Below are 22,213 nucleotides of genomic sequence, written 5' to 3'. Positions count from 1 at the left end.
ATCCATGTCCGGAGGTGCCGGTCGCCGGCACAGACGACGGCTGTGGATCGCGCTGCCCGCCGCCGTGGCCGCCACGCTGCTGGCCGGCTCGGCGCACGCCGCCACCGTCACACCCGCCCCGAAGCCGCCGGTCAAGGCCGTCTCCGCCACGCCCTCGCAGGCCGAGCTGAAGAAGCGGCTCATCGCCGCCGTGGCCGCCGACGACGGCTCCGGCGCGGTCGTCCGCCCCTCGAGGTCGACGGCGAGCAGCCCGGCCGTCGACGGCACCGTCTCGCCGATGATCATCGGCGGCTCCACGACCACGATCTCCTCGGCGCCGTGGATGGCCCAGCTCTGGTACGTCGACGACCAGGGCACCACGGACACCAGCGACGACACCGGCTTCTTCTGCGGTGGTGCCGTCGTCGCGCCGACGAAGATCCTCACCGCCGCGCACTGCGTCAAGGGCGCCAACTGGGCGAAGGGCGGTGTCGTGGTCACCGGGGCCACCCAGCTGCTCTCCGACGACGGGGACCTGCACGGCGGCACGGCCTCGGGCGTGCTGCGGCAGTGGTACCACCCGTCGTACAACGAGGACACCATCGACAACGACATCGCGGTCCTGACCCTGGCGGCCCCCGTCAAGGCCACGCCGATCCGTATGACGACGTCGACCGACACCGCCTCCTACGACCCCGCCACCACCGGCGCCAAGACCGCCAAGGTCTACGGCTGGGGCCGTACCAGCTCCACCAACGACAACGTCTCCCAGACGCTGAAGACGGCCACCCTGCCCATCAAGTCGGACACGACCTGCGCCGCGGCCTACGGCTCCTGGTTCATCAAGGGGCACATGGTCTGCGCGGGCTCGCCCGCCAGCGGCCGCGACTCCGGTACGACCGCGATCTGTAGCGGTGACTCCGGCGGCCCGCTCGTCGTGAACGGCCGGATCGTCGGCGTCGTCTCCTGGAACGTGACCGACTGCGTGGCCAAGGGCGCCTACAGCGTCTTCACCAAGGTCAGCAGGTACGTCGGCGCGGTCTACCCGAGGATCGACGACACCAACCTGAACTTCGACCACAAGGCCGACCTGTGGGTGCGCAAGTCCTCCACCAAGGTCGGCTACGAGCTGGACTCCAAGGGCACCACCCTCGCCGCCCCGCAGTCCTGGGGCGACTGGAACGGCGTCAACCTGGTCCGGCAGACCGACCTGAACCGGGACGGCTTCCAGGACCTGCTGTACCGCGTCTCCGCCACCGGTGACATCTACTGGCTGCGGTTCGTCCCGTCGTCCACGGGCGGCTCCTGGGCCGCCCCGAAGAAGATCTTCACCGACTGGCGGACCCGCACCCGGATCGTCACCCCCGGTGACGTCACCGGCGACTACAAGGCCGACCTGCTCTCCGTCGACTCCGCGGGCGTCCTGTGGATCTACCCCGGCAAGGGCGACGGCAGCTTCGCGGCCCGGGTCAGGGTCGGCGGCGGCTGGAGCCAGTACAACCAGCTGCTGGGCCACGGCGACTTCACCGGCGACGGCAAGGCGGACGTGCTGGCCCGCAACAAGAGCACCGGCGACATCTACCTGTACAAGGGCACCGGCAAGTCCGGCACCGGCGTCTTCGCGGCCCGTGTGAAGGTGCGCAGCAACTGGAGCGGCTACAACGCCTTCGACGCCGTCGGTGACATCACCGGCGACGGCAGGGCCGACCTCGTCGCCCGCACCGCCGGCGGCACGCTCTACCTGTACAAGGGCACCGGCAAGGCCACCAGCGAGATCTTTGCCACAAGGGTCACCGTTGGTACCGGTTTCCAGCAGTACGACATTTTTGGCTGAAACCGCTGGTGAGCACGGCTCACTCTGAGGTTCTCGTGACGCCCTGTGACCGCCGCTGCACGTGGTGGTCACAGGGCGTTGTGCAACCCTTTCTCGAGTTTCGCCGTCTGACCAGGCGGAGCGACCATGGTGCGGTACGGGTCTTTTTCTGACCACGTCTGACCCTGAAAACAGGGGGTAACCGACCGGACGAGATTCGAGGAGCACATGTCAGCCGAGAGCACGCCGATACCCGGGAATCCGGGCGGCAAGGGACGTCGCCGCAAACCCCGCAGCAAGGGGCGCAAGGGCCTGCTCGTCACGGCCTGGGTGGCCGCGGGGATCGTCGTGCTGGGCGGCACCGGGGCCGGCTACCTGTACTTCAAGCTCAACGGCAACATCAAGAGCGTCGACATCGACCAGGTCCTCGGCAGCGCCCGGCCCACGAAGGTCGACAACGGCTCCGAGAACATCCTCGTCCTCGGCTCGGACACGCGCTCCGGCTCCAACAAGAAGCTCGGCGGCGGCACCGACGACGGCAGCGCCCGCTCCGACACCGCGATGGTCGTGCACGTCTACAAGGGCCACAAGAAGGCCACCGTGGTCTCCATACCGCGCGACACCCTGATCGACCGCCCCGAGTGCACCGACACCCAGGGCGAGCGGCACGACGCGGCCAAGGGCGTCATGTTCAACTCCGCCTACACCACCGGCGGCGCGGTCTGCGCGGTCAAGACGGTCGAGTCCATGACCGGCATCCGCATGGACCACTACCTGGAAGTCGACTTCAGCGGCTTCGAGAAGCTGGTCGACGAACTCGGCGGGGTCACCGTCACCACGACCAGGGCCATCAAGGACCCCGACAGCCACCTCGACCTCAAGGCCGGCATGCACGAGCTCACCGGCGCCCAGGCCCTCGGCCTGGTCCGGACCCGGCACGGCGTCGGCGACGGCTCCGACCTCGGCCGCATCCAGCTCCAGCAGGCCTTCATCAAGGCCCTGGTCAAGCAGATCAAGAGCGTCGGCGTCCTGAGCAACCCCAAGAAGCTGTACGACCTCGCCGACACCGCCACCAAGGCCGTCACCACCGACTCCCACCTCGGCTCGGTCAACTCCCTGGTCTCCTTCGCGAGCGGCCTCAAGGGCATCAGCCCGGCGGACATGACCATGGTCACCATGCCGGTCCAGTACGACCCGGCCAACCCGAACCGCGTGCTCGTGCAGCAGGCCAAGGCGAAGCAGATCTGGACGGCCCTGGAGAACGACCGGGCGGTCCCGAAGTCGGCCACCGAGGGCACGGCGACGGGCCAGGCCAAGGGCGTCGTCACGTCGTAGGACACCGCTGGCGGGAGCGCTGGGAATAGATCGCCGTGACCCCTCGTTTTGGGGGATGCGGCCAGTGCTGGCAGACTGGTACGTCGGCCCCGGTTCACGCTCCCGCATCCCGCGGTGGCGACCCGGCGCCCTCCCGAAACTAGGAGACACCTTGAAGCGCGACACCCACCCCGAGTACGTCGAGACGCAGGTCAGCTGCACCTGTGGCGCGTCGTTCACCACCCGTAGCACGATCACCAGCGGCACCATCCGTGCCGAGGTCTGCTCCGAGTGCCACCCGTTCTACACGGGCAAGCAGAAGATCCTCGACACCGGTGGCCGTGTGGCCCGCTTCGAGGCCCGCTTCGGCAAGGCTGCTGCCAAGAAGTAGCGAGCCACCAGCGCCGGTCCACGCCGCACTCCTCGGAGTGCGCCGGGACCGGCGTTTTTGGTCGCCCGCCCACCCCCTTCGTCCGCAGTACAGGAGCAAGAGATGTTCGAGGCCGTCGAGGAACTCCTCGGTGAGCACGCCGAGCTGGAGAAGAAGCTCGCCGATCCGTCGGTCCACTCCGACCAGGCCAACGCGCGCAAGCTGAACAAGCGCTACGCCGAGCTCACCCCGATCGTCGCCACGTACCGCTCCTGGAAGCAGACCGGCGACGACATCGACACGGCGAAGGAACTCGCCGCCGACGACCCCGACTTCGCGGCCGAGGTCAAGGAGCTGGAGCGCACCCGCGAGGAGCTGACCGAGAAGCTGCGGCTGCTCCTCGTGCCCCGGGACCCGTCCGACGACAAGGACGTCATCCTGGAGATCAAGGCCGGCGCCGGCGGCGACGAGTCCGCGCTGTTCGCGGGCGACCTGCTGCGCATGTACCTGCGCTACGCCGAGCGCGTCGGCTGGAAGACCGAGATCATCGACTCCACCGAGTCCGAGCTGGGCGGCTACAAGGACGTCCAGGTCGCCGTGAAGACCAAGGGCGGCCAGGGCGCGACCGAGCCCGGCCAGGGCGTGTGGGCCCGCCTCAAGTACGAGGGCGGCGTGCACCGCGTCCAGCGTGTCCCGGCGACCGAGTCGCAGGGCCGCATCCACACCTCCGCGGCCGGTGTCCTCGTGACCCCCGAGGCCGAGGAGGTCGACGTCGAGATCAACCCCAACGACCTCCGTATCGACGTCTACCGCTCCTCCGGGCCCGGCGGGCAGTCCGTCAACACCACCGACTCCGCCGTGCGCATCACGCACATCCCCACCGGAGTGGTCGCCTCCTGCCAGAACGAGAAGAGCCAGTTGCAGAACAAGGAGCAGGCCTTGCGTATCCTGCGCTCCAGGCTGCTCGCGGCGGCGCAGGAGGAGGCGGAGCGCAATGCCGCCGACGCCCGGCGCAGCCAGGTCCGCACCGTCGACCGCTCCGAGAAGATCCGCACGTACAACTTCCCGGAGAACCGCATCTCCGACCACCGTGTCGGCTTCAAGTCGTACAACCTGGACCAGGTCCTGGACGGCGACCTCGACGCGGTGATCCAGGCCTGCGTCGACGCGGACTCGGCGGCGAAGCTGGCGGCCGCGTAAGGGGTGTCCCACCGGGCGTGTCCCACGGCCCGACCGGAAGGACGTCCGTTCCCCGGTCGGCCGGGCCGCGAGGCCGGGGAGGCTGAGACAATCAGCCGTGGCCGGCCCCGAGCGCGGTGGCGACCCACGGCGACACACCTGCGCACGACCGAGTACGACACGGAGGACTTGCGTGAACCTGCTGCTCGCAGAGGTGGCCCAGGCCACCCAGCGGCTCGCCGACGCCGGCGTGCCCTCGCCGCGCAACGACGCGGAGGAGCTCGCCGCGTTCGTGCACGGCGTGAAGCGGGGCGCGCTGCACTCCGTCAAGGACGCGGACTTCGACGCCCGCTACTGGGAGACCATCGCGCGCCGTGAGCAGCGCGAGCCGCTCCAGCACATCACCGGCCTCGCCTACTTCCGCTACCTCGAACTCCAGGTGGGCCCAGGCGTGTTCGTGCCCCGGCCCGAGACCGAGTCCGTGGTCGGCTGGGCCATAGACGCCGTCCGCGCGATGGACGTCGTCGAGCCGTGCATCGTCGACCTGTGCACCGGCTCCGGCGCCATCGCGCTCGCGCTCGCCCAGGAGGTCCCGCGCTCCCGCGTGCACGCCGTGGAGCTGTCCGAGGAAGCCCTCAGGTGGACCCGTAAGAACGTCGAGGGGTCCCGGGTCGACCTGCGCCAGGGGAATGCCCTGGACGCCTTCCCCGACCTCGACGGCCATGTCGACCTGGTCATCTCCAACCCGCCCTACATCCCGCTCACCGAATGGGAGTACGTCGCTCCCGAGGCGCGGGACTACGACCCCGAACTCGCCCTGTTCTCCGGCGAGGACGGCCTCGACCTCATCCGCGGTCTGGAACGCACCGCGCACCGGCTCCTGCGCCCCGGCGGTGTCGTCGTGATCGAGCACGCCGACACCCAGGGCGGCCAGGTGCCGTGGATCTTCACCGAGGAGCGGGGCTGGGCCGACGCGGCCGACCACCCCGACCTCAACAACCGCCCCCGGTTCGCGACGGCCCGCAAGGCGATGCCGTGAGCCACTTCCCGAAGACTTCAGAGCAGTACGTGTACGAGGAGGCCCGCTAGACATGGCACGGCGATACGACACCAACGACGCGACCGACCGCACGACCGGTCTGCGCGAAGCCGCGTCCGCCGTCCGCCGTGGCGAGCTCGTGGTCCTCCCGACCGACACGGTGTACGGCATCGGAGCCGACGCGTTCTCCTCGGAGGCCGTCCACGACCTGCTGGAGGCCAAGGGCCGGGGCCGCAACATGCCCACCCCCGTGCTGATCGGCTCCCCGAACACCCTCCACGGCCTCGTCACCGACTTCTCCGAGCTGGCCTGGGAACTGGTCGACGCCTTCTGGCCGGGCGCGCTCACCCTCGTCGCCAAGCACCAGCCGTCCCTCCAGTGGGACCTGGGCGACACGCGGGGCACGGTGGCCGTCCGGATGCCGCTGCACCCCGTCGCCATCGAGCTGCTGACCGAGGTCGGCCCCATGGCGGTCTCCTCCGCCAACCTGACCGGCCACCCCTCGCCGGAGACCTGTGACGCCGCGCAGGACATGCTCGGCGACTCGGTCTCCGTCTACCTCGACGGCGGCCCCACCCCCGGCAACGTCCCCTCCTCCATCGTCGACGTCACCCGCGAGGTGCCCCTGCTGCTGCGCGCGGGCGCGATCTCCGCGGAAGAGCTCAGGAAGGTCGTACCCGACCTCGAGGTGGCGAATTGACGGCCCCTGACGCGGGGCGTGGCATATGGGACGGGGAAGAGACGCGGACCTTCACGGGGCTCCCGCGGGACAGCTTCCGCATCCTCCACGTCAGCACCGGCAACGTGTGCCGCTCGCCGATCACCGAGCGGCTGACCCGGCATGCCCTGGCGGACCGGCTCGGGGACCCGCTGTGGGGCGGGCTCGTCGTGGAGAGCGCGGGGACCTGGGGGCACGAGGGCGCGCCCATGGAGGCCAACGCGGAGGCGGTGCTCGCCGACTTCGGCGCGGACGCCTCCGGCTTCACCGGGCGTGAACTCCTCGACGAGCACGTCATCATGGCCGACCTGGTCCTCACCGCCACCCGCGACCACCGCCAGCAGGTCATCTCGATGGGCCACTCGGCGGGGCTGCGCACCTTCACCCTGAAGGAGTTCACCCGCCTGGTGAAGGCGATCGACCCGGCCACCCTGCCGCCCCTGGAGGACGGCCTGGTCGTCCGCGCACGGGCCCTGGTCCGCGCGGCGGCCGCTCTACGCGGGTGGCTCCTGGCCCCCACCGCCGAGGCCGACGAGGTCTTCGACCCGTACGGCGCCCCCCTGACCTTCTTCCGCTCCATCGGCGACGAGATAAACGAGGCGCTGGACCCCGTGGTGACAGCGCTGACGGGGGTGCCGGCGAGGGCTTGAGCGCCGTCTGAACTGCCACGACCTGCCGTCGTGCGACTGCGGGCAGGTCGTGGCTGGTCGCGCCGACGCGGCGGAGCCGCACCGGGACACAGCCCCGCGCCCCTTCAGGGCGATGTGCGCACCCGGGTGTACCAACGACCGAGCTTCTCACCTGCCTCCGGCCTACATTGGGTGTACGTCATCGTCGACGCCCCGGAGTCCACCATGTCGGTCACGCATGCGCCCCACACCGCCGACGTCCTCGCGCGGCAGGACCCCGAGCTGGCCGAGATCCTGCTCGGGGAGCTCGACCGGCAGGCATCGACGCTCCAGCTGATCGCGGCCGAGAACTTCTGCTCGCCCGCGGTGCTGGCCGCACTCGGCTCGCCCCTCGCGAACAAGTACGCCGAGGGCTACCCCGGCGCCCGTCACCACGGCGGCTGCGAGATCGTCGATGTCGCCGAGCGGCTCGCGGTGGAGCGGGCGAAGTCCCTGTTCGGCGCCGAGCACGCCAACGTGCAGGCCCACTCCGGCTCCTCGGCCGTCCTCGCCGCCTACGCGGCCCTGCTGCGCCCCGGCGACACCGTCCTCGCCCTCGGCCTGCCCTACGGCGGCCACCTCACCCACGGCTCGCCCGCCAACTTCTCGGGCCGCTGGTTCGACTTCGTCCCCTACGGCGTCGATGCCGAGACCGGGATCATCGACCACGACCAGGTGCGCACCCTCGCGCGCACCCACCGGCCCAAGGCGATCGTCTGCGGCTCCATCGCCTACCCCCGCCACATCGACTACGCCTTCTTCCGCGAGGTCGCCGACGAGGTGGGTGCCTATCTCATCGCCGACGCCGCCCACCCCATCGGACTCGTCGCCGGGGGAGCGGCGCCCAGTCCGGTGCCGTACGCCGACATCGTCTGCGCCACCACCCACAAGGTGCTGCGCGGCCCCCGCGGCGGGATGATCCTGTGCGGGAGCGAGCTGGCCGAGCGGGTCGACCGGGCCGTCTTCCCGTTCACGCAGGGCGGCGCGCAGATGCACACCATCGCCGCGAAGGCGGTCGCGTTCGGCGAGGCGGCGACCCTGGAGTTCGCCGCGTACACCCGTCAAGTAGTCGCCAACGCACGGGTGTTGGCTGCCGCGCTCGCGGAGGAGGGATGCGTCGTCACCACGGGCGGCACCGACACCCACCTGGTGACGGCCGATCCGGCGCCCCTCGGCGTCGACGGACGCACCGCCCGGGGACGGCTCGCGGCCGCGGGCATGGTGCTCGACTGCTGTGCGCTACCTCACGCCGACAGCCGCGGACTGCGACTGGGCACCGCCGCCGTCACCACTCAGGGCATGGCCGAGAAGGAGATGACGAGGATCGCCGCCCTGCTCGCGGGGGTGGTGCGGGGGACGGCCGAGAGCGCCCGCGCACGTGAAGAAGTCCGGGACCTGGTCGACGGATTTCCGCCGTATCCCGGCTGAGCGGGGGTATTCGCACCTGCGTGCACAGCCACACGTGCAACCATCGTCGCTACCCGGAAGTCCACAACCATATGCGTCCGTCGCTAGGGTGTGGTGCTGAGATGGCCAGCGAGACCTGTGGGGAAGCCCGTGCGTGAATACCTGCTGACGCTCTGCATCACGGCCGCGGTGACGTATCTGCTGACAGGGCCGGTACGGAAGTTCGCGATCGTGGCCGGAGCGATGCCGGAGATCAGGGCCCGTGACGTGCACCGGGAACCGACTCCGAGACTCGGCGGTATCGCCATGTTCTTCGGACTGTGCGCGGGCCTGCTGGTCGCGGACCACCTCACCAACCTCAACGAGGTGTTCGCCAAGTCGAACGAGCCCCGGGCGCTGCTCAGCGGGGCCGCGCTGATCTGGCTGATCGGTGTGCTGGACGACAAGTTCGAGATCGACGCCCTGATCAAGCTCGGCGGCCAGATGATCGCCGCCGGTGTGATGGTCATGCAGGGTCTGACGATCCTGTGGCTGCCCGTCCCGGGTGTCGGCTCGGTCGCGCTGACCCAGTGGCAGGGCACCCTGCTGACGGTCGCTCTGGTCGTCATCACCATCAACGCGGTGAACTTCGTCGACGGCCTAGACGGCCTCGCCTCCGGCATGGTCTGCATCGCCGCCGGCGCGTTCTTCCTGTACGCCTACCGCATCTGGTACTCGTACGGCATCGAGGCGGCCGCCCCGGCGACGCTGTTCTCGGCGATCCTGATGGGCATGTGCCTGGGCTTCCTGCCGCACAACATGCACCCGGCGCGGATCTTCATGGGTGACTCCGGCTCGATGCTGATCGGCCTGGTGCTGGCCGCCGGCGCGATCTCCATCACCGGGCAGATCGACCCGGACGCCCTGAAGCTGTTCGCGGGGTCCGAGAAGGCGGCCGTGCACCAGACGGTCCCGGTCTACATCCCGCTGCTGCTGCCCCTGACGATCATCGCGGTGCCGGCCGCCGACCTGATCTCGGCGATCGTGCGCCGCACCTGGCGCGGTCAGTCGCCGTTCGCCGCCGACCGCGGCCATCTGCACCACCGGCTCCTGGAGATCGGCCACTCGCACAGCCGGGCGGTGTGGATCATGTACTTCTGGTCGGCGCTGATCGCGTTCGGCTCGCTCGCCTACTCCGTGAACTCCGCGTCCATGTGGATCGTGCTCGGTGTGGTGTTCCTCAGCGCGATCGGCCTGGTGCTGCTCCTGCTGCCGCGGTTCACGCCGCGCGCCCCGATGTGGGCCCAGGCCTTCGTGCCGCCGCGCTACCGCCGGCGCAGGCGTCCCGTGGTCGCGGAGCCCGTGGAGGTGGAGCAGCGCACCCCGGTGGCCGTCGGGGTGGCGGGTGTCAATGGCGCGACCGCTCTGGGGGCCCGCTCCCGGGTGCCGGAGAGGCGTAAGGCCGAGTCGTCGCGCTGACGCCCAAGGTAAGAATCTGACTAAAGCATTGCCAACGCGTGGGAGTCCTCCAGGGTGACAAACCGCCCTTATACCAGACAACTCGACCGTGTTTCTGCACGGACGTGCGCTTTCACTCTCATGTGTGACAGCTGGCACACCTTCTAGGTAAAGACCGCATCAAATAGTTTGTGATACGGTTCACGAGAACCCGGGACGGAGCCGAAGGACCGTAGTGCGACGGTCCCTTGGCGTGAGGGTCACTCTCAGCCCGGGACTACGCTCGTCCATGACGACACCCTGCCCCCCTTTGAAAGCGGAGTTGCCGCCATGCCGTCCAACGACGTCCGGATCCTGGCTCAGGCCGCCGTGCCCACGGCTGCCGTCGGCGCTGTCGCCGCCGTCGTCAGTGGTGTGGTCGCCGGTGGCAAGGGTGCGATCGGGGCGGGTGTGGCGACGCTGGTCGTCATCCTCTTCATGGGAATCGGCCTCTACGTCCTTCAGCGCACTGCCAAATCGCTTCCGCACCTCTTCCAGGCGATGGGCCTGATGCTCTACGCGGCTCAGATCCTGCTGCTGTTCGTCTTCCTGGCCGCGTTCAAGAACACCACGCTGTTCCACCCGAAGGCTTTCGCTCTCACGCTCGTCGTCGGCACTCTTACCTGGATCGCCGCACAGACTCGCGCCCACATGAAGTCCAAGATCCTCTACGTCGAACCCGATTCGGGCACCAAGCCCGAAAAATCCGGGCACTCGTCGTGAGAGGTAGGGCCGGGATAAATGCGACTGAGAGACCCTGCTATCGTCCGGTGCCAACTGCGGCATCGCGGGCGCGGGCATCCGAGCTGACGCCTGCTCGAACGCGAGGCTCGATGCCCCCCGGCCGCCCCCACATCCGTTACACCAGTCCCGTGCCGAACTGCGGCCTACCGCCGCGCCGACACAACGAGGTTGCCGTACCTATGCGCCACGATGAAGGAGCCCGCGGTGAGTGCTGACCCGACGCAGACGCTCGCTTTCGACACGAGCTGTCACCTGTTCGACGGGTGCGGCTTCCCGGCTCCGGGCCTGCACTCGTTCATGTTCGAGCCCCTGTGGGGCGACGCCGACGGCAACGGCTTCTACTTCAACAAGCCGATGCTGCTGGCCCTGCTCGGCTCGGTCATCGTCGTGGGCTTCTTCTGGGCCGCGTTCGCCCGCCCGAAGATGGTCCCCGGCAAGCTCCAGATGATCGCCGAGGCCGGTTACGACTTCGTCCGCCGCGGTGTCGTCTACGAGACGATCGGCAAGAAGGAGGGCGAGAAGTACGTACCGCTCGCCGTCTCGCTGTTCTTCTTCATCTGGATGCTGAACCTGTGGTCGATCATCCCGGTCGCCTCCTTCCCGGTGACCTCGATCATCGCCTACCCGGCCGTCCTCGCCGCGATCGTCTACATCACCTGGGTCTCGCTGACCTTCAAGCGGCACGGGTTCGTCGGGTTCTTCAAGAACGTGACGGGCTACGACAAGTCGCTCGGCGCGGTGCTCCCGCTGGCCATGGTCATCGAGTTCTTCTCGAACCTGCTGGTCCGCCCGTTCACGCACGCGGTGCGACTCTTCGCGAACATGTTCGCCGGTCACACCCTGCTGCTGCTCTTCACGATCGCCAGCTGGTACATGCTGAACGGCATCGGCATCGCCTACTCCGGCGTCTCGTTCGTGATGGTCATCGTGATGACGGCCTTCGAGCTCTTCATCCAGGCAGTGCAGGCGTACGTCTTCGTCCTCCTGACCTGCACCTACATCCAGGGCGCGCTCGCCGAGCACCACTGAGCACCGCCCCCGCCACACCCCCAGAGACATCCGGTGGCCAACCCCCACCGGTCACTGAAAGAGAAGGAAGAACCGGCATGTCCGCTCTCCAGACCCTCGCTGCGGTCGACGGCAACCTCGGCTCCATCGGTTACGGCCTCGCCGCGATCGGCCCGGGCGTCGGCGTCGGCATCATCTTCGGCAACGGCACCCAGGCCCTCGCCCGCCAGCCCGAGGCGGCCGGCCTCATCCGCGGTAACCAGATCCTCGGCTTCGCGTTCTGTGAGGCGCTGGCCCTCATCGGCCTCGTCATGCCGTTCGTCTACTAAGACGAACCACGACGACAGCCCCATTCGACGAAAGGCACTGATGTGAACCACGCACTGGTTCAGCTGGCGGCCGAGGCGGAGAAGGAGAATCCCCTCATTCCGCCGTGGCCGGAGCTCGTCATCGGCCTGATCGCCTTCGTCATCGTCTTCGGCTTCCTCGCCAAGAAGCTCCTCCCGACCATCAACAAGGTTCTGGAAGAGCGTCGCGAGGCCATCGAGGGCGGTATCGAGAAGGCCGAGGCCGCGCAGACCGAGGCCCAGAGCGTCCTTGAGCAGTACAAGGCACAGCTCGCCGAGGCCCGCCACGAGGCCGCGCGCCTGCGCCAGGAGGCTCAGGAGCAGGGCGCCACGCTCATCGCCGAGATGCGCGCGGAAGGCCAGCGGCAGCGCGAGGAGATCGTCGCCGCCGGTCACGCGCAGATCGAGGCGGACCGCAAGGCCGCGTCCTCCGCGCTGCGCCAGGACGTGGGCAAGCTCGCCACCGACCTGGCCGGCAAGCTGGTCGGCGAGTCCCTCGAGGACCACGCCCGGCAGAGCCGCGTGATCGACCGCTTCCTCGACGACCTCGAGGAGAAGGCCGAGGCGGCGCGATGAACGGAGCGAGCCGCGAGGCCCTGGCAGCCGCACGCGAGCGTCTCGACGCGCTGACGGACAACACGTCCGTGGACGCCGGCTCGCTCGCCGACGAGCTGGCCGCCGTCACCGCGCTGCTCGACCGCGAGGTGTCGCTGCGTCGGGTCCTGACCGACCCGGCGCAGGCCGGCGAGGCCAAGGCCGAACTGGCCCAGCGTCTGATCGGTAGGCAGGTCGGCGGCGCCGCCGCGGACCTCGTCGCCGGCATGGTGCGCTCCCGCTGGTCGCAGTCGCGCGACCTGGTGGACGCGCTGGAGGAGCTGGCGGACATCGCCGACCTCACCGCCGCGCAGCGGCGGGGCACGCTCGACAACGTCGAGGACGAGCTGTTCCGGTTCGGCCGGATCGTCACCTCGAACACCGAGCTGCGCGCCGCACTGACCAACCGCTCCGCGACGGCCTCGGCCAAGCGCGAGCTGCTCGGCAGCCTGCTCGGCGGCCGTGCCGATGCGACGACCGAGCGTCTGGTGACGCGCCTTGTGGCCGCGCCCCGGGGACGTAGCCTGGAGTCGGGACTGGAGTCCCTGTCCAAGCTCGCCGCCGAGCGCCGGGACCGCATGGTGGCCATCGTCACCTCGGCGGTTCCGCTGAGCGACCGGCAGAAGCAGCGCCTGGGCGGTGCCCTGGCCAAGCTCTACGGCCGCCAGATGCACCTCAACCTCGACGTGGACCCCGAGGTCCTCGGCGGGATCCGGGTGCAGGTCGGTGACGAGGTCATCAACGGCTCCATCGCGGACCGCATCGAGGACGCCGGCCGCCGCGTGGCGGGCTAGCAGCAACTTCAAAGCAGTACGTACGGACGACGGCCCTGGTTGGGCCGTACATGAAGAATCCTGGGGGTCGCCCCCAGACCCCCAAAGTGAAACTTCGGGCCCAACAAGGAGAGCAGGGAACCCAGATGGCGGAGCTCACGATCCGGCCGGAGGAGATCCGGGACGCGCTGGAGAACTTCGTCCAGTCGTACAAGCCGGACGCGGCCTCGCGCGAGGAGGTCGGTACGGTCACCCTTGCCGGCGACGGCATCGCGAAGGTCGAGGGCCTTCCCTCGGCCATGGCCAACGAACTGCTGAAGTTCGAGGACGGCACCCTCGGCCTCGCGCTCAACCTGGAAGAGCGCGAGATCGGTTGCGTCATCCTCGGTGAGTTCAGCGGCATCGAGGAGGGTCAGCCGGTCTCCCGTACCGGTGAGGTCCTCTCCGTGGCCGTCGGCGAGGGCTACCTCGGCCGTGTCGTCGACCCGCTCGGCAACCCGATCGACGGCCTCGGCGAGATCGAGACGTCCGGCCGCCGCGCGCTGGAACTTCAGGCCCCCACGGTCATGCAGCGCAAGTCGGTGCACGAGCCGATGGAGACCGGCTACAAGGCCGTCGACGCGATGACCCCGATCGGCCGTGGCCAGCGTCAGCTGATCATCGGTGACCGCCAGACCGGCAAGACCGCCCTGGCCGTCGACACGATCATCAACCAGCGCGACAACTGGCGCTCGGGCGACGTGAACAAGCAGGTCCGCTGCATCTACGTCGCCATCGGTCAGAAGGGCTCCACCATCGCCTCCGTGCGCGGTGCCCTCGAAGAGGCCGGCGCGCTGGAGTACACGACCATCGTCGCCGCCCCGGCGTCCGACCCGGCCGGCTTCAAGTACCTGGCGCCGTACACCGGTTCGGCCATCGGTCAGCAGTGGATGTACGAGGGCAAGCACGTCCTCATCATCTTCGACGACCTCTCCAAGCAGGCCGACGCCTACCGTGCCGTGTCCCTGCTGCTGCGCCGCCCGCCGGGCCGCGAGGCCTACCCGGGTGACGTCTTCTACCTGCACTCCCGTCTGCTGGAGCGCTGCGCGAAGCTCTCCGACGACATGGGCAAGGGCTCGATGACCGGTCTGCCGATCGTCGAGACCAAGGCCAACGACGTCTCGGCGTTCATCCCGACCAACGTCATCTCCATCACCGACGGCCAGTGCTTCCTGGAGTCGGACCTCTTCAACGCCGGTCAGCGCCCCGCGCTGAACGTCGGTATCTCCGTCTCCCGAGTCGGTGGTTCCGCGCAGCACAAGGCGATGAAGCAGGTCTCGGGTCGTCTGCGCGTGGACCTCGCCCAGTTCCGTGAGCTGGAGGCGTTCGCCGCCTTCGGTTCCGACCTGGACGCCGCGTCGAAGGCGCAGCTGGAGCGCGGCCAGCGCATGGTCGAGCTGCTGAAGCAGGCCCAGTACCAGCCGATGGCGACCGAGGACCAGGTCGTCTCCGTCTGGGCCGGCACCACCGGCAAGATGGACGACGTCCCGGTCAACGACATCCGCCGCTTCGAGAAGGAGCTGCTCGAGTACCTGCACCGCAAGGAGCAGGGCCTCATGACCTCCATCAAGGAGGGCGGCAAGATGTCGGACGACACCCTCACCGCTGTTGCCGACGCGATCGCCGACTTCAAGAAGCAGTTCGAGACCTCGGACGGCAAGCTTCTCGGCGAGGACGCCCCGGCCGCCGCCAAGTGACGTAAGGAAGGGACCTGACTCATGGGAGCCCAGCTCCGGGTCTACAAGCGTCGCATCCGATCCGTCACCGCGACCAAGAAGATCACCAAGGCGATGGAGATGATCGCCGCCTCGCGCGTCATCAAGGCGCAGCGCAAGGTGGCGGCCTCCGCGCCCTACGCGACCGAGCTCACCCGCGCGGTCACGGCGGTCGGTACCGGCTCGAACACCAGGCACCCGCTGACCACGAAGGCCGAGACGGTCACGCGGTCCGCGGTGCTGCTCCTGACGAGCGACCGCGGTCTCGCGGGCGCCTTCAACTCCAACGCCATCAAGCAGGCGGAGCGGCTCACCGAGCGGCTGGAGCGCGAGGGCCAGGAGGTCGACATCTACATCGTCGGCCGCCGCGGTGTCGCGCACTTCAACTTCCGTGAGCGCAAGATCGCGGAGTCGTGGAGCGGCTTCACCGACGAGCCCACGTACGCGGACGCCAAGAAGGTCGCGGCTCCGCTGATCGAGGCCATCGAGAAGGACACGGCCGAGGGCGGCGTGGACGAACTCCACATCGTCTTCACCGAGTTCGTCTCGATGATGACGCAGACGGCGCTCGACGACCGTCTGCTGCCGCTCAGCCTCGAAGAGGTCGCCAAGGAGGCCGCCCCCAAGGGCGAGATCCTCCCGCTGTACGACTTCGAGCCCTCGGCGGAGGACGTCCTCGACGCCCTGCTGCCGCGCTACGTGGAGAGCCGTATCTACAACGCGCTCCTCCAGTCGGCCGCTTCCAAGCACGCCGCCACACGGCGCGCGATGAAGTCGGCGACCGACAACGCGGGAGAGCTCATCACCACGCTCTCCCGACTTGCCAACGCGGCCCGCCAGGCCGAAATCACCCAGGAAATCAGCGAGATCGTCGGTGGCTCCGCAGCCCTGGCCGACGCGACCGCGGGGAGTGACCGCTAATGACCACCACTGTTGAGACCGCGACGGCCACGGGCCGCGTCGCCCGGGTCATCGGCCCGGTCGTCGACGTGGAGTTCCCCGTCGACGCGATGCCGGAGATCTACAACGCTCTGCACGTCGAGGTGGCCGACCCGGCCCAGGACGGCGCGAAGAAGACGCTGACCCTGGAGGTCGCCCAGCACCTGGGTGACGGCCTGGTCCGCACCATCTCGATGCAGCCCACCGACGGTCTGGTCCGCCAGGCCCCGGTGACCGACACCGGCGCCTCCATCACGGTGCCGGTCGGCGACTTCACCAAGGGCAAGGTGTTCAACACCCTCGGTGAGGTGCTGAACGTCGACGAGCAGTACACGGGCGAGCGCTGGGGCATCCACCGCAAGGCCCCGAACTTCGACGAGCTCGAGTCGAAGACCGAGATGTTCGAGACCGGCGTCAAGGTCATCGACCTTCTCACCCCGTACGTCAAGGGTGGAAAGATCGGTCTGTTCGGTGGTGCAGGCGTCGGCAAGACGGTGCTCATCCAGGAGATGATCTACCGCGTCGCCAACAACCACGACGGTGTCTCCGTGTTCGCCGGTGTCGGTGAGCGCACCCGTGAGGGCAACGACCTCATCGAGGAGATGTCGGACTCCGGCGTCATCGACAAGACCGCGCTCGTCTTCGGTCAGATGGACGAGCCCCCGGGCACCCGTCTGCGCGTGGCCCTGGCCGGTCTGACCATGGCGGAGTACTTCCGCGATGTGCAGAAGCAGGACGTGCTGTTCTTCATCGACAACATCTTCCGCTTCACCCAGGCCGGTTCCGAGGTGTCGACCCTGCTCGGCCGTATGCCCTCCGCGGTGGGCTACCAGCCGAACCTGGCCGACGAGATGGGTCTCCTCCAGGAGCGCATCACCTCGACCCGTGGTCACTCGATCACCTCGATGCAGGCGATCTACGTCCCCGCGGACGACCTGACCGACCCGGCCCCGGCCACCACCTTCGCCCACCTCGACGCGACGACGGTTCTGTCCCGTCCGATCTCCGAGAAGGGCATCTACCCGGCCGTGGACCCGCTGGACTCCACGTCCCGGATCCTGGACCCGCGGTACATCGCCGCGGACCACTACGAGACCGCGATGCGCGTCAAGGGGATCCTTCAGAAGTACAAGGACCTCCAGGACATCATCGCGATCCTCGGCATCGACGAGCTCAGCGAGGAGGACAAGCTGGTCGTCCAGCGTGCCCGCCGCGTCGAGCGCTTCCTGTCCCAGAACACCCACGTCGCCAAGCAGTTCACCGGCGTCGACGGTTCGGACGTGCCGCTGGACGAGTCGATCGCCGCGTTCAACGCGATCTGCGACGGCGAGTTCGACCACTTCCCGGAGCAGGCGTTCTTCATGTGCGGTGGCCTGGAGGACCTCAAGGCCAACGCCAAGGAGCTGGGCGTCTCCTGAACTCACTGAGTTCGATGTGAACCCTGTGGTTCACGCCTGAGGGGGCGGGGCACGTCCCGCCCCCTCTTTTCTGCCTACTAGACTTGTAACCAACACCCGGCACAACCGCCGGGTGGTGACCCGAGGAGCCACCTTGGCTGCTGAGCTGCACGTCGCGCTGGTCGCGGCCGACCGAGAGGTCTGGTCCGGCGAGGCCACCCTGGTCGTCGCGCGCACCACGTCCGGCGACATCGGCGTCATGCCCGGTCACCAGCCGCTGCTCGGTGTGCTGGAGTCGGGCCCGGTGACCATCCGCACCAGTGACGGCGGGACGGTCGTCGCAGCGGTGCACGGCGGATTCATCTCGTTCGCCGACAACAAGCTGTCGCTGCTGGCCGAGATCGCCGAGCTGTCGGACGAGATCGACGTCCAGCGCGCGGAGCGGGAGCTGGAGCGCGCGAAGGCGGAGGGCGACGCCGCCGCCGAGCGTCGCGCGGACGTACGACTGCGCGCGGCGACCGCGCGCTGAACCAGCGCGGAGCCGTATGACGTCACTCAGCCGCGGCCGGCACCGGAGCGATCCGGAGCCGGCCGCGGCTGAGGCAGATCTGGATGTTTTTTCCGTTCCGTTACCTATTTCGAAGGTACCTAGGAGACGAGGAGGTCGGTGTCGATGGTCCTCGCTCTGACTGTGTGCGGAATCGTCGTGGCCCTGGTGGTGCTGGGGCTGTTCGTCTTCGGCCTGCGCCGCAGGCTCATCCAGCGCTCCGGCGGCACCTTCGACTGTTCGCTGCGCTGGGACGTCCCGGAGAAGACCGACACCAGCGGCAAGGGCTGGAGCTACGGCGTGGCCCGCTACAACGGCGACCGCGTCGAGTGGTACCGCGTCTTCTCCTACGCCTACCGTCCGCGCCGCGTCCTGGAACGCGCCGCGATCGAGGTGGCGGGCCGCCGGCTGCCCGAAGGTGAGGAGGAGCTGGCGCTGCTCTCCGACGCCGTCATCCTGACCTGCGTCCACCGCGGTACGCGTCTCGAACTAGCCATGAGCGAGGACGCGTTGACCGGCTTCCTGGCCTGGCTGGAGGCAGCTCCCCCCGGTCAGCGTGTCAACGTGGCCTGAGTCGAGCGTGACGGTGACGGTCACGGGCAGCACGGTCAGCAGAGCCGCGACCGTCGTCCCCGTGAACATCCCCACGTGCCCCCTGCCGGGCCTCGCCGACGGGGTGCCGGCATTCTGCCTGTTCCTGCGCGTGCGCTTCATTCATCCCCCCGAATGAGTCATTCCGCTTGCGGTCGAGATACCGATTGTTCCCGCTCGGCCGCCGCCTTTCGGCCGCTGATGGTCCTTCGACGGGGGCCGAACGGCCCTAGGGGGAGTACGCCGAGGGCGCGCGGCACAGGCCGCGCGCCCTCGATCTGGTGTCAGGTGTCAGCTCAGGCCGTTGTTGATGGCGGTCACCAGCTCACCGTTGCTCGTGTCGCCGCTGAACTCCCAGAAGAACGCGCCGCCCAGGCCCTGGTTCTTGGCCCAGGTCATCTTGCCGGCGATCGTCGCGGGGGTGTCGTAGGACCACCAGTTGCTGCCGCAGTAGGCGTATGCCGTGCCCGCTACGGTGCCGGTGGCGGGGCAGGAGTTCTTGAGGACCTTGTAGTCCTCGATGCCCGCCTCGTAGGTGCCGGGTGCCGCGCCGGTCGCGGTGCCGCCGGGGGCGGACTGGGTGACGCCGGTCCAGCCACGGCCGTAGAAACCGATGCCGAGCAGCAGCTTCTTCGAGGTGACGCCCTTCGACTTCAGCTTGGCGATCGCGTCGGCGGAGTTGAAGCCCGCCTGCGGGATTCCGGCGTACGAGGTGAGCGGCGAGTGCGGGGCGGTCGGGCCCTGCGCGTTGAAGGCGCCGAAGTAGTCGTACGTCATCACGTTGTACCAGTCGACGTACTGGGAGGCGCCGCCGTAGTCGGCCGCGTCGATCTTGCCGCCGTTGGAGCCGTCCGCCGTGATCGCCGCGGTGATCAGGTAGTTCGAGCCGAACTCGGTGCGCAGTGCGGACATCAGGTTCTTGAAGGCCGCGGCGCCCGAGGTGTCACAGGTCAGACCGCAGGCGTTCGGGTACTCCCAGTCGATGTCGATGCCGTCGAAGACGTCCGCCCACCGCGGGTCCTCCACGACCGCCTTGCAGGACTTGGCGAACGCGGCCGCGTTGGCCGCGGCCTGCGCGAAGCCGCCGGAGTAGGTCCAGCCGCCGAAGGAGTAGAGCACCTTGATGTTCGGGTACTTGGCCTTGAGCTCGCGCAGCTGGTTGAAGTTGCCGCGCAGCGGCTGGTCCCAGGTGTCGGCGGTGCCGGAGACGGACTGGTCGGCGGTGTACGCCTTGTCGTAGGCGGCGTAGGTGTCGTCGACGGTGCACTGACCGTTCTTGACGTTGCCGAACGCGTAGTTGATGTGGGTGATCTTCGACGCGGAGCCCGAGGTCACCAGGTTCTTCACGTGGTAGTTGCGGCCGTAGACGCCCCACTCGGTGAAGTAGCCCAGCTTGACCTTGTCACCGGTGGGCGGCGGGTCGGTGGTGCCGCCGGTGGTGTGCACCGCTCGGGCGCCGCTGACCGGGCCGGTCTGATCGGCGGTGTCGCGGGCCTGCACGGTGTACGAGTAGTCGGTGCCGGCGGTGAGGCCGCTGTCCGTGTACGACGTCGTCGTCACGGTGGCCACCTTGGCGCCGTCGCGCAGCACGTCGTAGTTCTTGATGCCCTTGTCGTCGGTGGCGGCGCTCCAGGCCAGCTTCACCGAGGTGTTGGTGATGTCGGAGGCGGTGGGGGTGCCGGGCGCGGACGGGGCCGCGTCCCCCGGAGTGGAGCCGCCGTCGCAACTGCCGCCGTTGAGCTTGCAGTTGGCGGGGGAGCCGCTGCCGGCGCCGTTGAAGCCGAAGGAGACGGAGGCGCCGGGGGCAAGGGTGCCGTTCCAGGACTTGTTCCTGGCGGTCCAGTGGGTGCCGGCGGAGGTGACGTCGGCGTCCCAGGCGGAGGTGACGGAGGTGCCGGAGGGGAAGTCCCACTCGACGGTCCAGGAACTGAGGCTGGTGGTACCGGTGTTCTTCACCGTCCACTTGCCTTCGAAGCCGCTGCCCCAGTCCTGGGTCTTGGCGTAGGTCGCGGTGGCGGAGGTCGCGGCCTGGGCGGGGCTCGCAAGACCGACCAGGCCGGCGAAGGGGAGCAACAGCGTCGCGAACCCGGCCGCGGCTCTGTGTCTGAAGCGCATCGTGCGCCTCCCTGTCTGAATTCACGGGAGGGCGTGACTGAGCCTTCACGCCCACGGTGCCGTGAGAATAGAAAGGTCTGGACCACAGGTCAATAGGTCTGGACCACTCTTGTATACGGCGCCCTCAAGCGCTTTCAGACTCCCAACTCCTTTGCCAGTACCGCCGCTTGCACCCGGCTGCGCAGCTCCAGCTTCCCCAGCAGACGACTGACGTGCGTCTTCACCGTCGCCTCCGCCATGTCGAGGCGGGTCGCGATGTCCGCGTTGGGCAGACCCTCGCCGAGACAGGAGAGCACCTCGCGCTCCCGGCGGGTCAGGGTGTCCAGGACGGTGGATCGGCGCTCGGCGCCCGTGCGGACCCGGCAGCGAACTCGGCGATCAGACGCCGGGTGAGGGCGGGCGCGATCAGGCCCTCCCAACGAGGTCGAAGGTGGTCAGCACGAGGACATCGGCGAGCCCCTCCGCGACCACCTGCCGGGTCGCCGACACCCCGTCCAGGCGCGGCATCTGAATATCCATCAGCACCAGGTCGGGGTGCAGCTCCCGGGCCAGAGCCACCGCCTGCTCGCCGTCCGCCGCCTCGCCGACCACGTCGATGTCCGGGGCGCCGCGCAGGCTGAGCACCAGTCCGGCGCGGACGGCGGACTGGTCCTCGGCGACGAGGACGCGGATCATTGGGATTCTCCTTCCGGCGCCGCGGATCAGAGGCTGCCCTGGGTCACGACGTCGGCGCAGATCGCGGCCGTGCCGATCAGCAGGGCCGTGCGCGGGGCCTCGCGGCGCAGCAGCTCGCAGCCGGCCAGCACGGTGAGCGGCACGAGGACCGGCCAGGGCCGTCGAACAGGGTGACCGGATCGGTGGCGGGGCGGGTCGCCAGACCGAGGCCGACCAGCAGCAGGCCGCCGAGCAGCCCGCCGACCGCGATGTACACGTCGAAGCGGTGCGGGCTGGGGAGGGCCATGACCCCAGCCAACACGGTGTCCGCGGCCCGTGCCTGACTCTCGGGGACGGTCCTGGACTGCATCTTTCGATGTACGGCGGTCTCGTCACCACCGACGAAGAAAGAGGCCGGGGCCGCCGCGAGCCTTGAAGGGGGAGCGAAGGGAGCGTGTCGTGGTCGTCGGACCGATCATCGCCTGCGAGGTGGCGTTCTGGGTGCTGCTCGAGGAACGGCGCCGAGCCGGACTGGCCGAGCCGGACTGGAGGTACGGTCTGGCCGCCGTCTGCATCGGTTTCACCGTGGGTCTCGGCCACTCGACGATCAGGTGGGCGGACGCGCGGGTCGCCCACCGGTTCGCGGGCGGGCCGCCGCCGGTGCGGCCACCGAAGAACGGCAGGGCCCGCGCCGTCCACGAGTGGAAGGTCGCGGGCCGCTGGATCCTCGCAGCGTCGGCGCTCCGCTGGTTGTGTCGTCGTTCGTCGCCAGCGCCGTCGTGGCTGG

The 22,213-nt window shown here is 68.9% G+C and carries 20 protein-coding genes and 3 pseudogenes; 20 read left to right on the top strand and 3 right to left on the bottom strand.

The window, feature by feature from the left end; translation table 11 throughout:
- The first annotated feature begins 4 nt into the window (after positions 1-4).
- The 19 genes from IF54_RS0119435 (at position 5) to IF54_RS0119345 (ending at position 18,639) form a co-directional block, all read left to right on the top strand.
- Positions 5-1,813 carry a trypsin-like serine protease gene (locus tag IF54_RS0119435; protein ID WP_030320316.1) on the top strand — a complete coding sequence of 603 codons (1,809 nt, stop codon included), beginning with the start codon at positions 5-7 and terminating at the stop codon, positions 1,811-1,813.
- A gap of 207 nt (positions 1,814-2,020) precedes the next feature.
- Positions 2,021-3,127 (top strand): LCP family protein, encoded by a 1,107-nt coding sequence (locus IF54_RS0119430; protein WP_030320314.1) that lies wholly within the window; start codon positions 2,021-2,023, stop codon positions 3,125-3,127.
- 151 nt (positions 3,128-3,278) lie between these two features.
- Positions 3,279-3,497, top strand: coding sequence for a 50S ribosomal protein L31 (gene rpmE / locus IF54_RS0119425; RefSeq protein WP_020136574.1), 219 nt, complete (start codon positions 3,279-3,281; stop codon positions 3,495-3,497).
- A 102-nt stretch (positions 3,498-3,599) separates the two neighbouring features.
- Positions 3,600-4,676, top strand: a complete 1,077-nt coding sequence (gene prfA / locus IF54_RS0119420) for a peptide chain release factor 1 (RefSeq protein ID WP_030320311.1) — start codon at positions 3,600-3,602, stop codon at positions 4,674-4,676.
- A gap of 172 nt (positions 4,677-4,848) precedes the next feature.
- Positions 4,849-5,694, top strand: a complete 846-nt coding sequence (gene prmC / locus IF54_RS0119415; RefSeq protein WP_030320309.1) for a peptide chain release factor N(5)-glutamine methyltransferase — start codon at positions 4,849-4,851, stop codon at positions 5,692-5,694.
- A 52-nt stretch (positions 5,695-5,746) separates the two neighbouring features.
- Positions 5,747-6,394 carry an L-threonylcarbamoyladenylate synthase gene (locus IF54_RS0119410; RefSeq protein WP_020122776.1) on the top strand — a complete coding sequence of 216 codons (648 nt, stop codon included), beginning with the start codon at positions 5,747-5,749 and terminating at the stop codon, positions 6,392-6,394.
- Positions 6,391-7,062 (top strand): low molecular weight phosphatase family protein, encoded by a 672-nt coding sequence (locus IF54_RS0119405; RefSeq protein WP_020136570.1) that lies wholly within the window; start codon positions 6,391-6,393, stop codon positions 7,060-7,062. Before IF54_RS0119410 ends, IF54_RS0119405 begins: the two co-directional genes overlap by 4 nt.
- 204 nt (positions 7,063-7,266) lie before the next feature.
- Positions 7,267-8,508 (top strand): serine hydroxymethyltransferase, encoded by a 1,242-nt coding sequence (glyA, locus tag IF54_RS0119400; protein WP_030320307.1) that lies wholly within the window; start codon positions 7,267-7,269, stop codon positions 8,506-8,508.
- Positions 8,509-8,637: 129 nt separating this feature from the next.
- Positions 8,638-9,945: an MraY family glycosyltransferase gene (locus IF54_RS0119395; protein ID WP_030320304.1), complete on the top strand. Its 1,308-nt coding sequence runs from the start codon at positions 8,638-8,640 to the stop codon at positions 9,943-9,945.
- A gap of 309 nt (positions 9,946-10,254) precedes the next feature.
- Positions 10,255-10,686: a hypothetical protein gene (locus IF54_RS0119390; RefSeq protein WP_030320302.1), complete on the top strand. Its 432-nt coding sequence runs from the start codon at positions 10,255-10,257 to the stop codon at positions 10,684-10,686.
- 210 nt (positions 10,687-10,896) lie between these two features.
- Positions 10,897-11,736 (top strand): F0F1 ATP synthase subunit A, encoded by an 840-nt coding sequence (atpB, locus tag IF54_RS0119385; protein ID WP_020136566.1) that lies wholly within the window; start codon positions 10,897-10,899, stop codon positions 11,734-11,736.
- A gap of 77 nt (positions 11,737-11,813) precedes the next feature.
- The gene (locus tag IF54_RS0119380) at positions 11,814-12,044 is read left to right on the top strand and encodes an ATP synthase subunit C (RefSeq protein ID WP_020136565.1); all 231 of its coding nucleotides are present in this window, start codon (positions 11,814-11,816) and stop codon (positions 12,042-12,044) included.
- A gap of 42 nt (positions 12,045-12,086) precedes the next feature.
- On the top strand, positions 12,087-12,638 hold the full coding sequence (locus IF54_RS0119375) for a F0F1 ATP synthase subunit B (RefSeq protein WP_030320299.1): 552 nt from the start codon (positions 12,087-12,089) through the stop codon (positions 12,636-12,638).
- Positions 12,635-13,450: a F0F1 ATP synthase subunit delta gene (locus tag IF54_RS0119370; protein ID WP_030320298.1), complete on the top strand. Its 816-nt coding sequence runs from the start codon at positions 12,635-12,637 to the stop codon at positions 13,448-13,450. Before IF54_RS0119375 ends, IF54_RS0119370 begins: the two co-directional genes overlap by 4 nt.
- Positions 13,451-13,575: 125 nt before the next feature.
- Positions 13,576-15,165, top strand: coding sequence for a F0F1 ATP synthase subunit alpha (atpA, locus tag IF54_RS0119365; protein WP_030320297.1), 1,590 nt, complete (start codon positions 13,576-13,578; stop codon positions 15,163-15,165).
- A 21-nt stretch (positions 15,166-15,186) separates the two neighbouring features.
- Positions 15,187-16,104: a F0F1 ATP synthase subunit gamma gene (locus IF54_RS0119360; RefSeq protein ID WP_030320296.1), complete on the top strand. Its 918-nt coding sequence runs from the start codon at positions 15,187-15,189 to the stop codon at positions 16,102-16,104.
- Entirely contained in the window at positions 16,104-17,540 is a 1,437-nt protein-coding gene (gene atpD, locus IF54_RS0119355; protein WP_030320294.1) for a F0F1 ATP synthase subunit beta, read from the top strand. The genes IF54_RS0119360 and atpD overlap by 1 nt, the downstream gene beginning before the upstream one ends.
- Positions 17,541-17,673: 133 nt before the next feature.
- Entirely contained in the window at positions 17,674-18,048 is a 375-nt protein-coding gene (locus IF54_RS0119350) for a F0F1 ATP synthase subunit epsilon (protein WP_007384727.1), read from the top strand.
- A 144-nt stretch (positions 18,049-18,192) separates the two neighbouring features.
- Positions 18,193-18,639 (top strand): DUF2550 domain-containing protein, encoded by a 447-nt coding sequence (locus IF54_RS0119345; protein ID WP_028809448.1) that lies wholly within the window; start codon positions 18,193-18,195, stop codon positions 18,637-18,639.
- A gap of 309 nt (positions 18,640-18,948) precedes the next feature.
- Here IF54_RS0119345 and IF54_RS0119335 read toward each other — a convergent pair whose 3' ends face one another.
- The 3 genes and pseudogenes from IF54_RS0119335 to IF54_RS41280 all read right to left on the bottom strand — a co-directional run.
- Positions 18,949-20,772: a glycoside hydrolase family 18 chitinase gene (locus tag IF54_RS0119335; RefSeq protein ID WP_030320292.1), complete on the bottom strand. Its 1,824-nt coding sequence runs from the start codon at positions 20,770-20,772 to the stop codon at positions 18,949-18,951.
- 134 nt (positions 20,773-20,906) lie between these two features.
- Positions 20,907-21,447: pseudogene (locus tag IF54_RS39670) on the bottom strand (response regulator transcription factor).
- A 29-nt stretch (positions 21,448-21,476) separates the two neighbouring features.
- Positions 21,477-21,733, bottom strand: a pseudogene (locus tag IF54_RS41280) (two-component sensor histidine kinase); the annotation flags it as partial.
- Positions 21,734-21,885: 152 nt separating this feature from the next.
- Between IF54_RS41280 and IF54_RS43435 the strand changes: the two are divergent.
- Positions 21,886-22,161: pseudogene (locus IF54_RS43435) on the top strand (hypothetical protein); the annotation flags it as partial.
- Positions 22,162-22,213 lie beyond the last annotated feature (52 nt).

The organism is Streptomyces sp. NRRL B-3229 (assembly GCF_000719505.1).
In the GTDB taxonomy this organism is placed as follows: domain Bacteria; phylum Actinomycetota; class Actinomycetes; order Streptomycetales; family Streptomycetaceae; genus Streptomyces; species Streptomyces griseorubiginosus.
The sequence above is the reverse complement of the archived record's forward strand: the minus strand, read 5'-3'. Positions and strand labels throughout refer to the sequence as shown.

Excerpts from the sequence above, each read along its gene's own strand:
- IF54_RS0119435 (WP_030320316.1), top strand. The coding sequence starts at position 5 with ATGTCCGGAGGTGCCGGTCGCCGGCACAGACGACGGCTGTGGATCGCG.
- IF54_RS0119430 (WP_030320314.1), top strand. The coding sequence starts at position 2,021 with ATGTCAGCCGAGAGCACGCCGATACCCGGGAATCCGGGCGGCAAGGGA.
- prfA (WP_030320311.1), top strand. The coding sequence starts at position 3,600 with ATGTTCGAGGCCGTCGAGGAACTCCTCGGTGAGCACGCCGAGCTGGAG.
- IF54_RS0119410 (WP_020122776.1), top strand. The coding sequence starts at position 5,747 with ATGGCACGGCGATACGACACCAACGACGCGACCGACCGCACGACCGGT.
- glyA (WP_030320307.1), top strand. The coding sequence starts at position 7,267 with ATGTCGGTCACGCATGCGCCCCACACCGCCGACGTCCTCGCGCGGCAG.
- IF54_RS0119390 (WP_030320302.1), top strand. The coding sequence starts at position 10,255 with ATGCCGTCCAACGACGTCCGGATCCTGGCTCAGGCCGCCGTGCCCACG.
- atpB (WP_020136566.1), top strand. The coding sequence starts at position 10,897 with ATGAAGGAGCCCGCGGTGAGTGCTGACCCGACGCAGACGCTCGCTTTC.
- IF54_RS0119380 (WP_020136565.1), top strand. The coding sequence starts at position 11,814 with ATGTCCGCTCTCCAGACCCTCGCTGCGGTCGACGGCAACCTCGGCTCC.
- IF54_RS0119370 (WP_030320298.1), top strand. The coding sequence starts at position 12,635 with ATGAACGGAGCGAGCCGCGAGGCCCTGGCAGCCGCACGCGAGCGTCTC.
- atpA (WP_030320297.1), top strand. The coding sequence starts at position 13,576 with ATGGCGGAGCTCACGATCCGGCCGGAGGAGATCCGGGACGCGCTGGAG.
- IF54_RS0119360 (WP_030320296.1), top strand. The coding sequence starts at position 15,187 with ATGGGAGCCCAGCTCCGGGTCTACAAGCGTCGCATCCGATCCGTCACC.
- atpD (WP_030320294.1), top strand. The coding sequence starts at position 16,104 with ATGACCACCACTGTTGAGACCGCGACGGCCACGGGCCGCGTCGCCCGG.
- IF54_RS0119345 (WP_028809448.1), top strand. The coding sequence starts at position 18,193 with ATGGTCCTCGCTCTGACTGTGTGCGGAATCGTCGTGGCCCTGGTGGTG.
- IF54_RS0119335 (WP_030320292.1), bottom strand. The coding sequence starts at position 20,772 with ATGCGCTTCAGACACAGAGCCGCGGCCGGGTTCGCGACGCTGTTGCTC.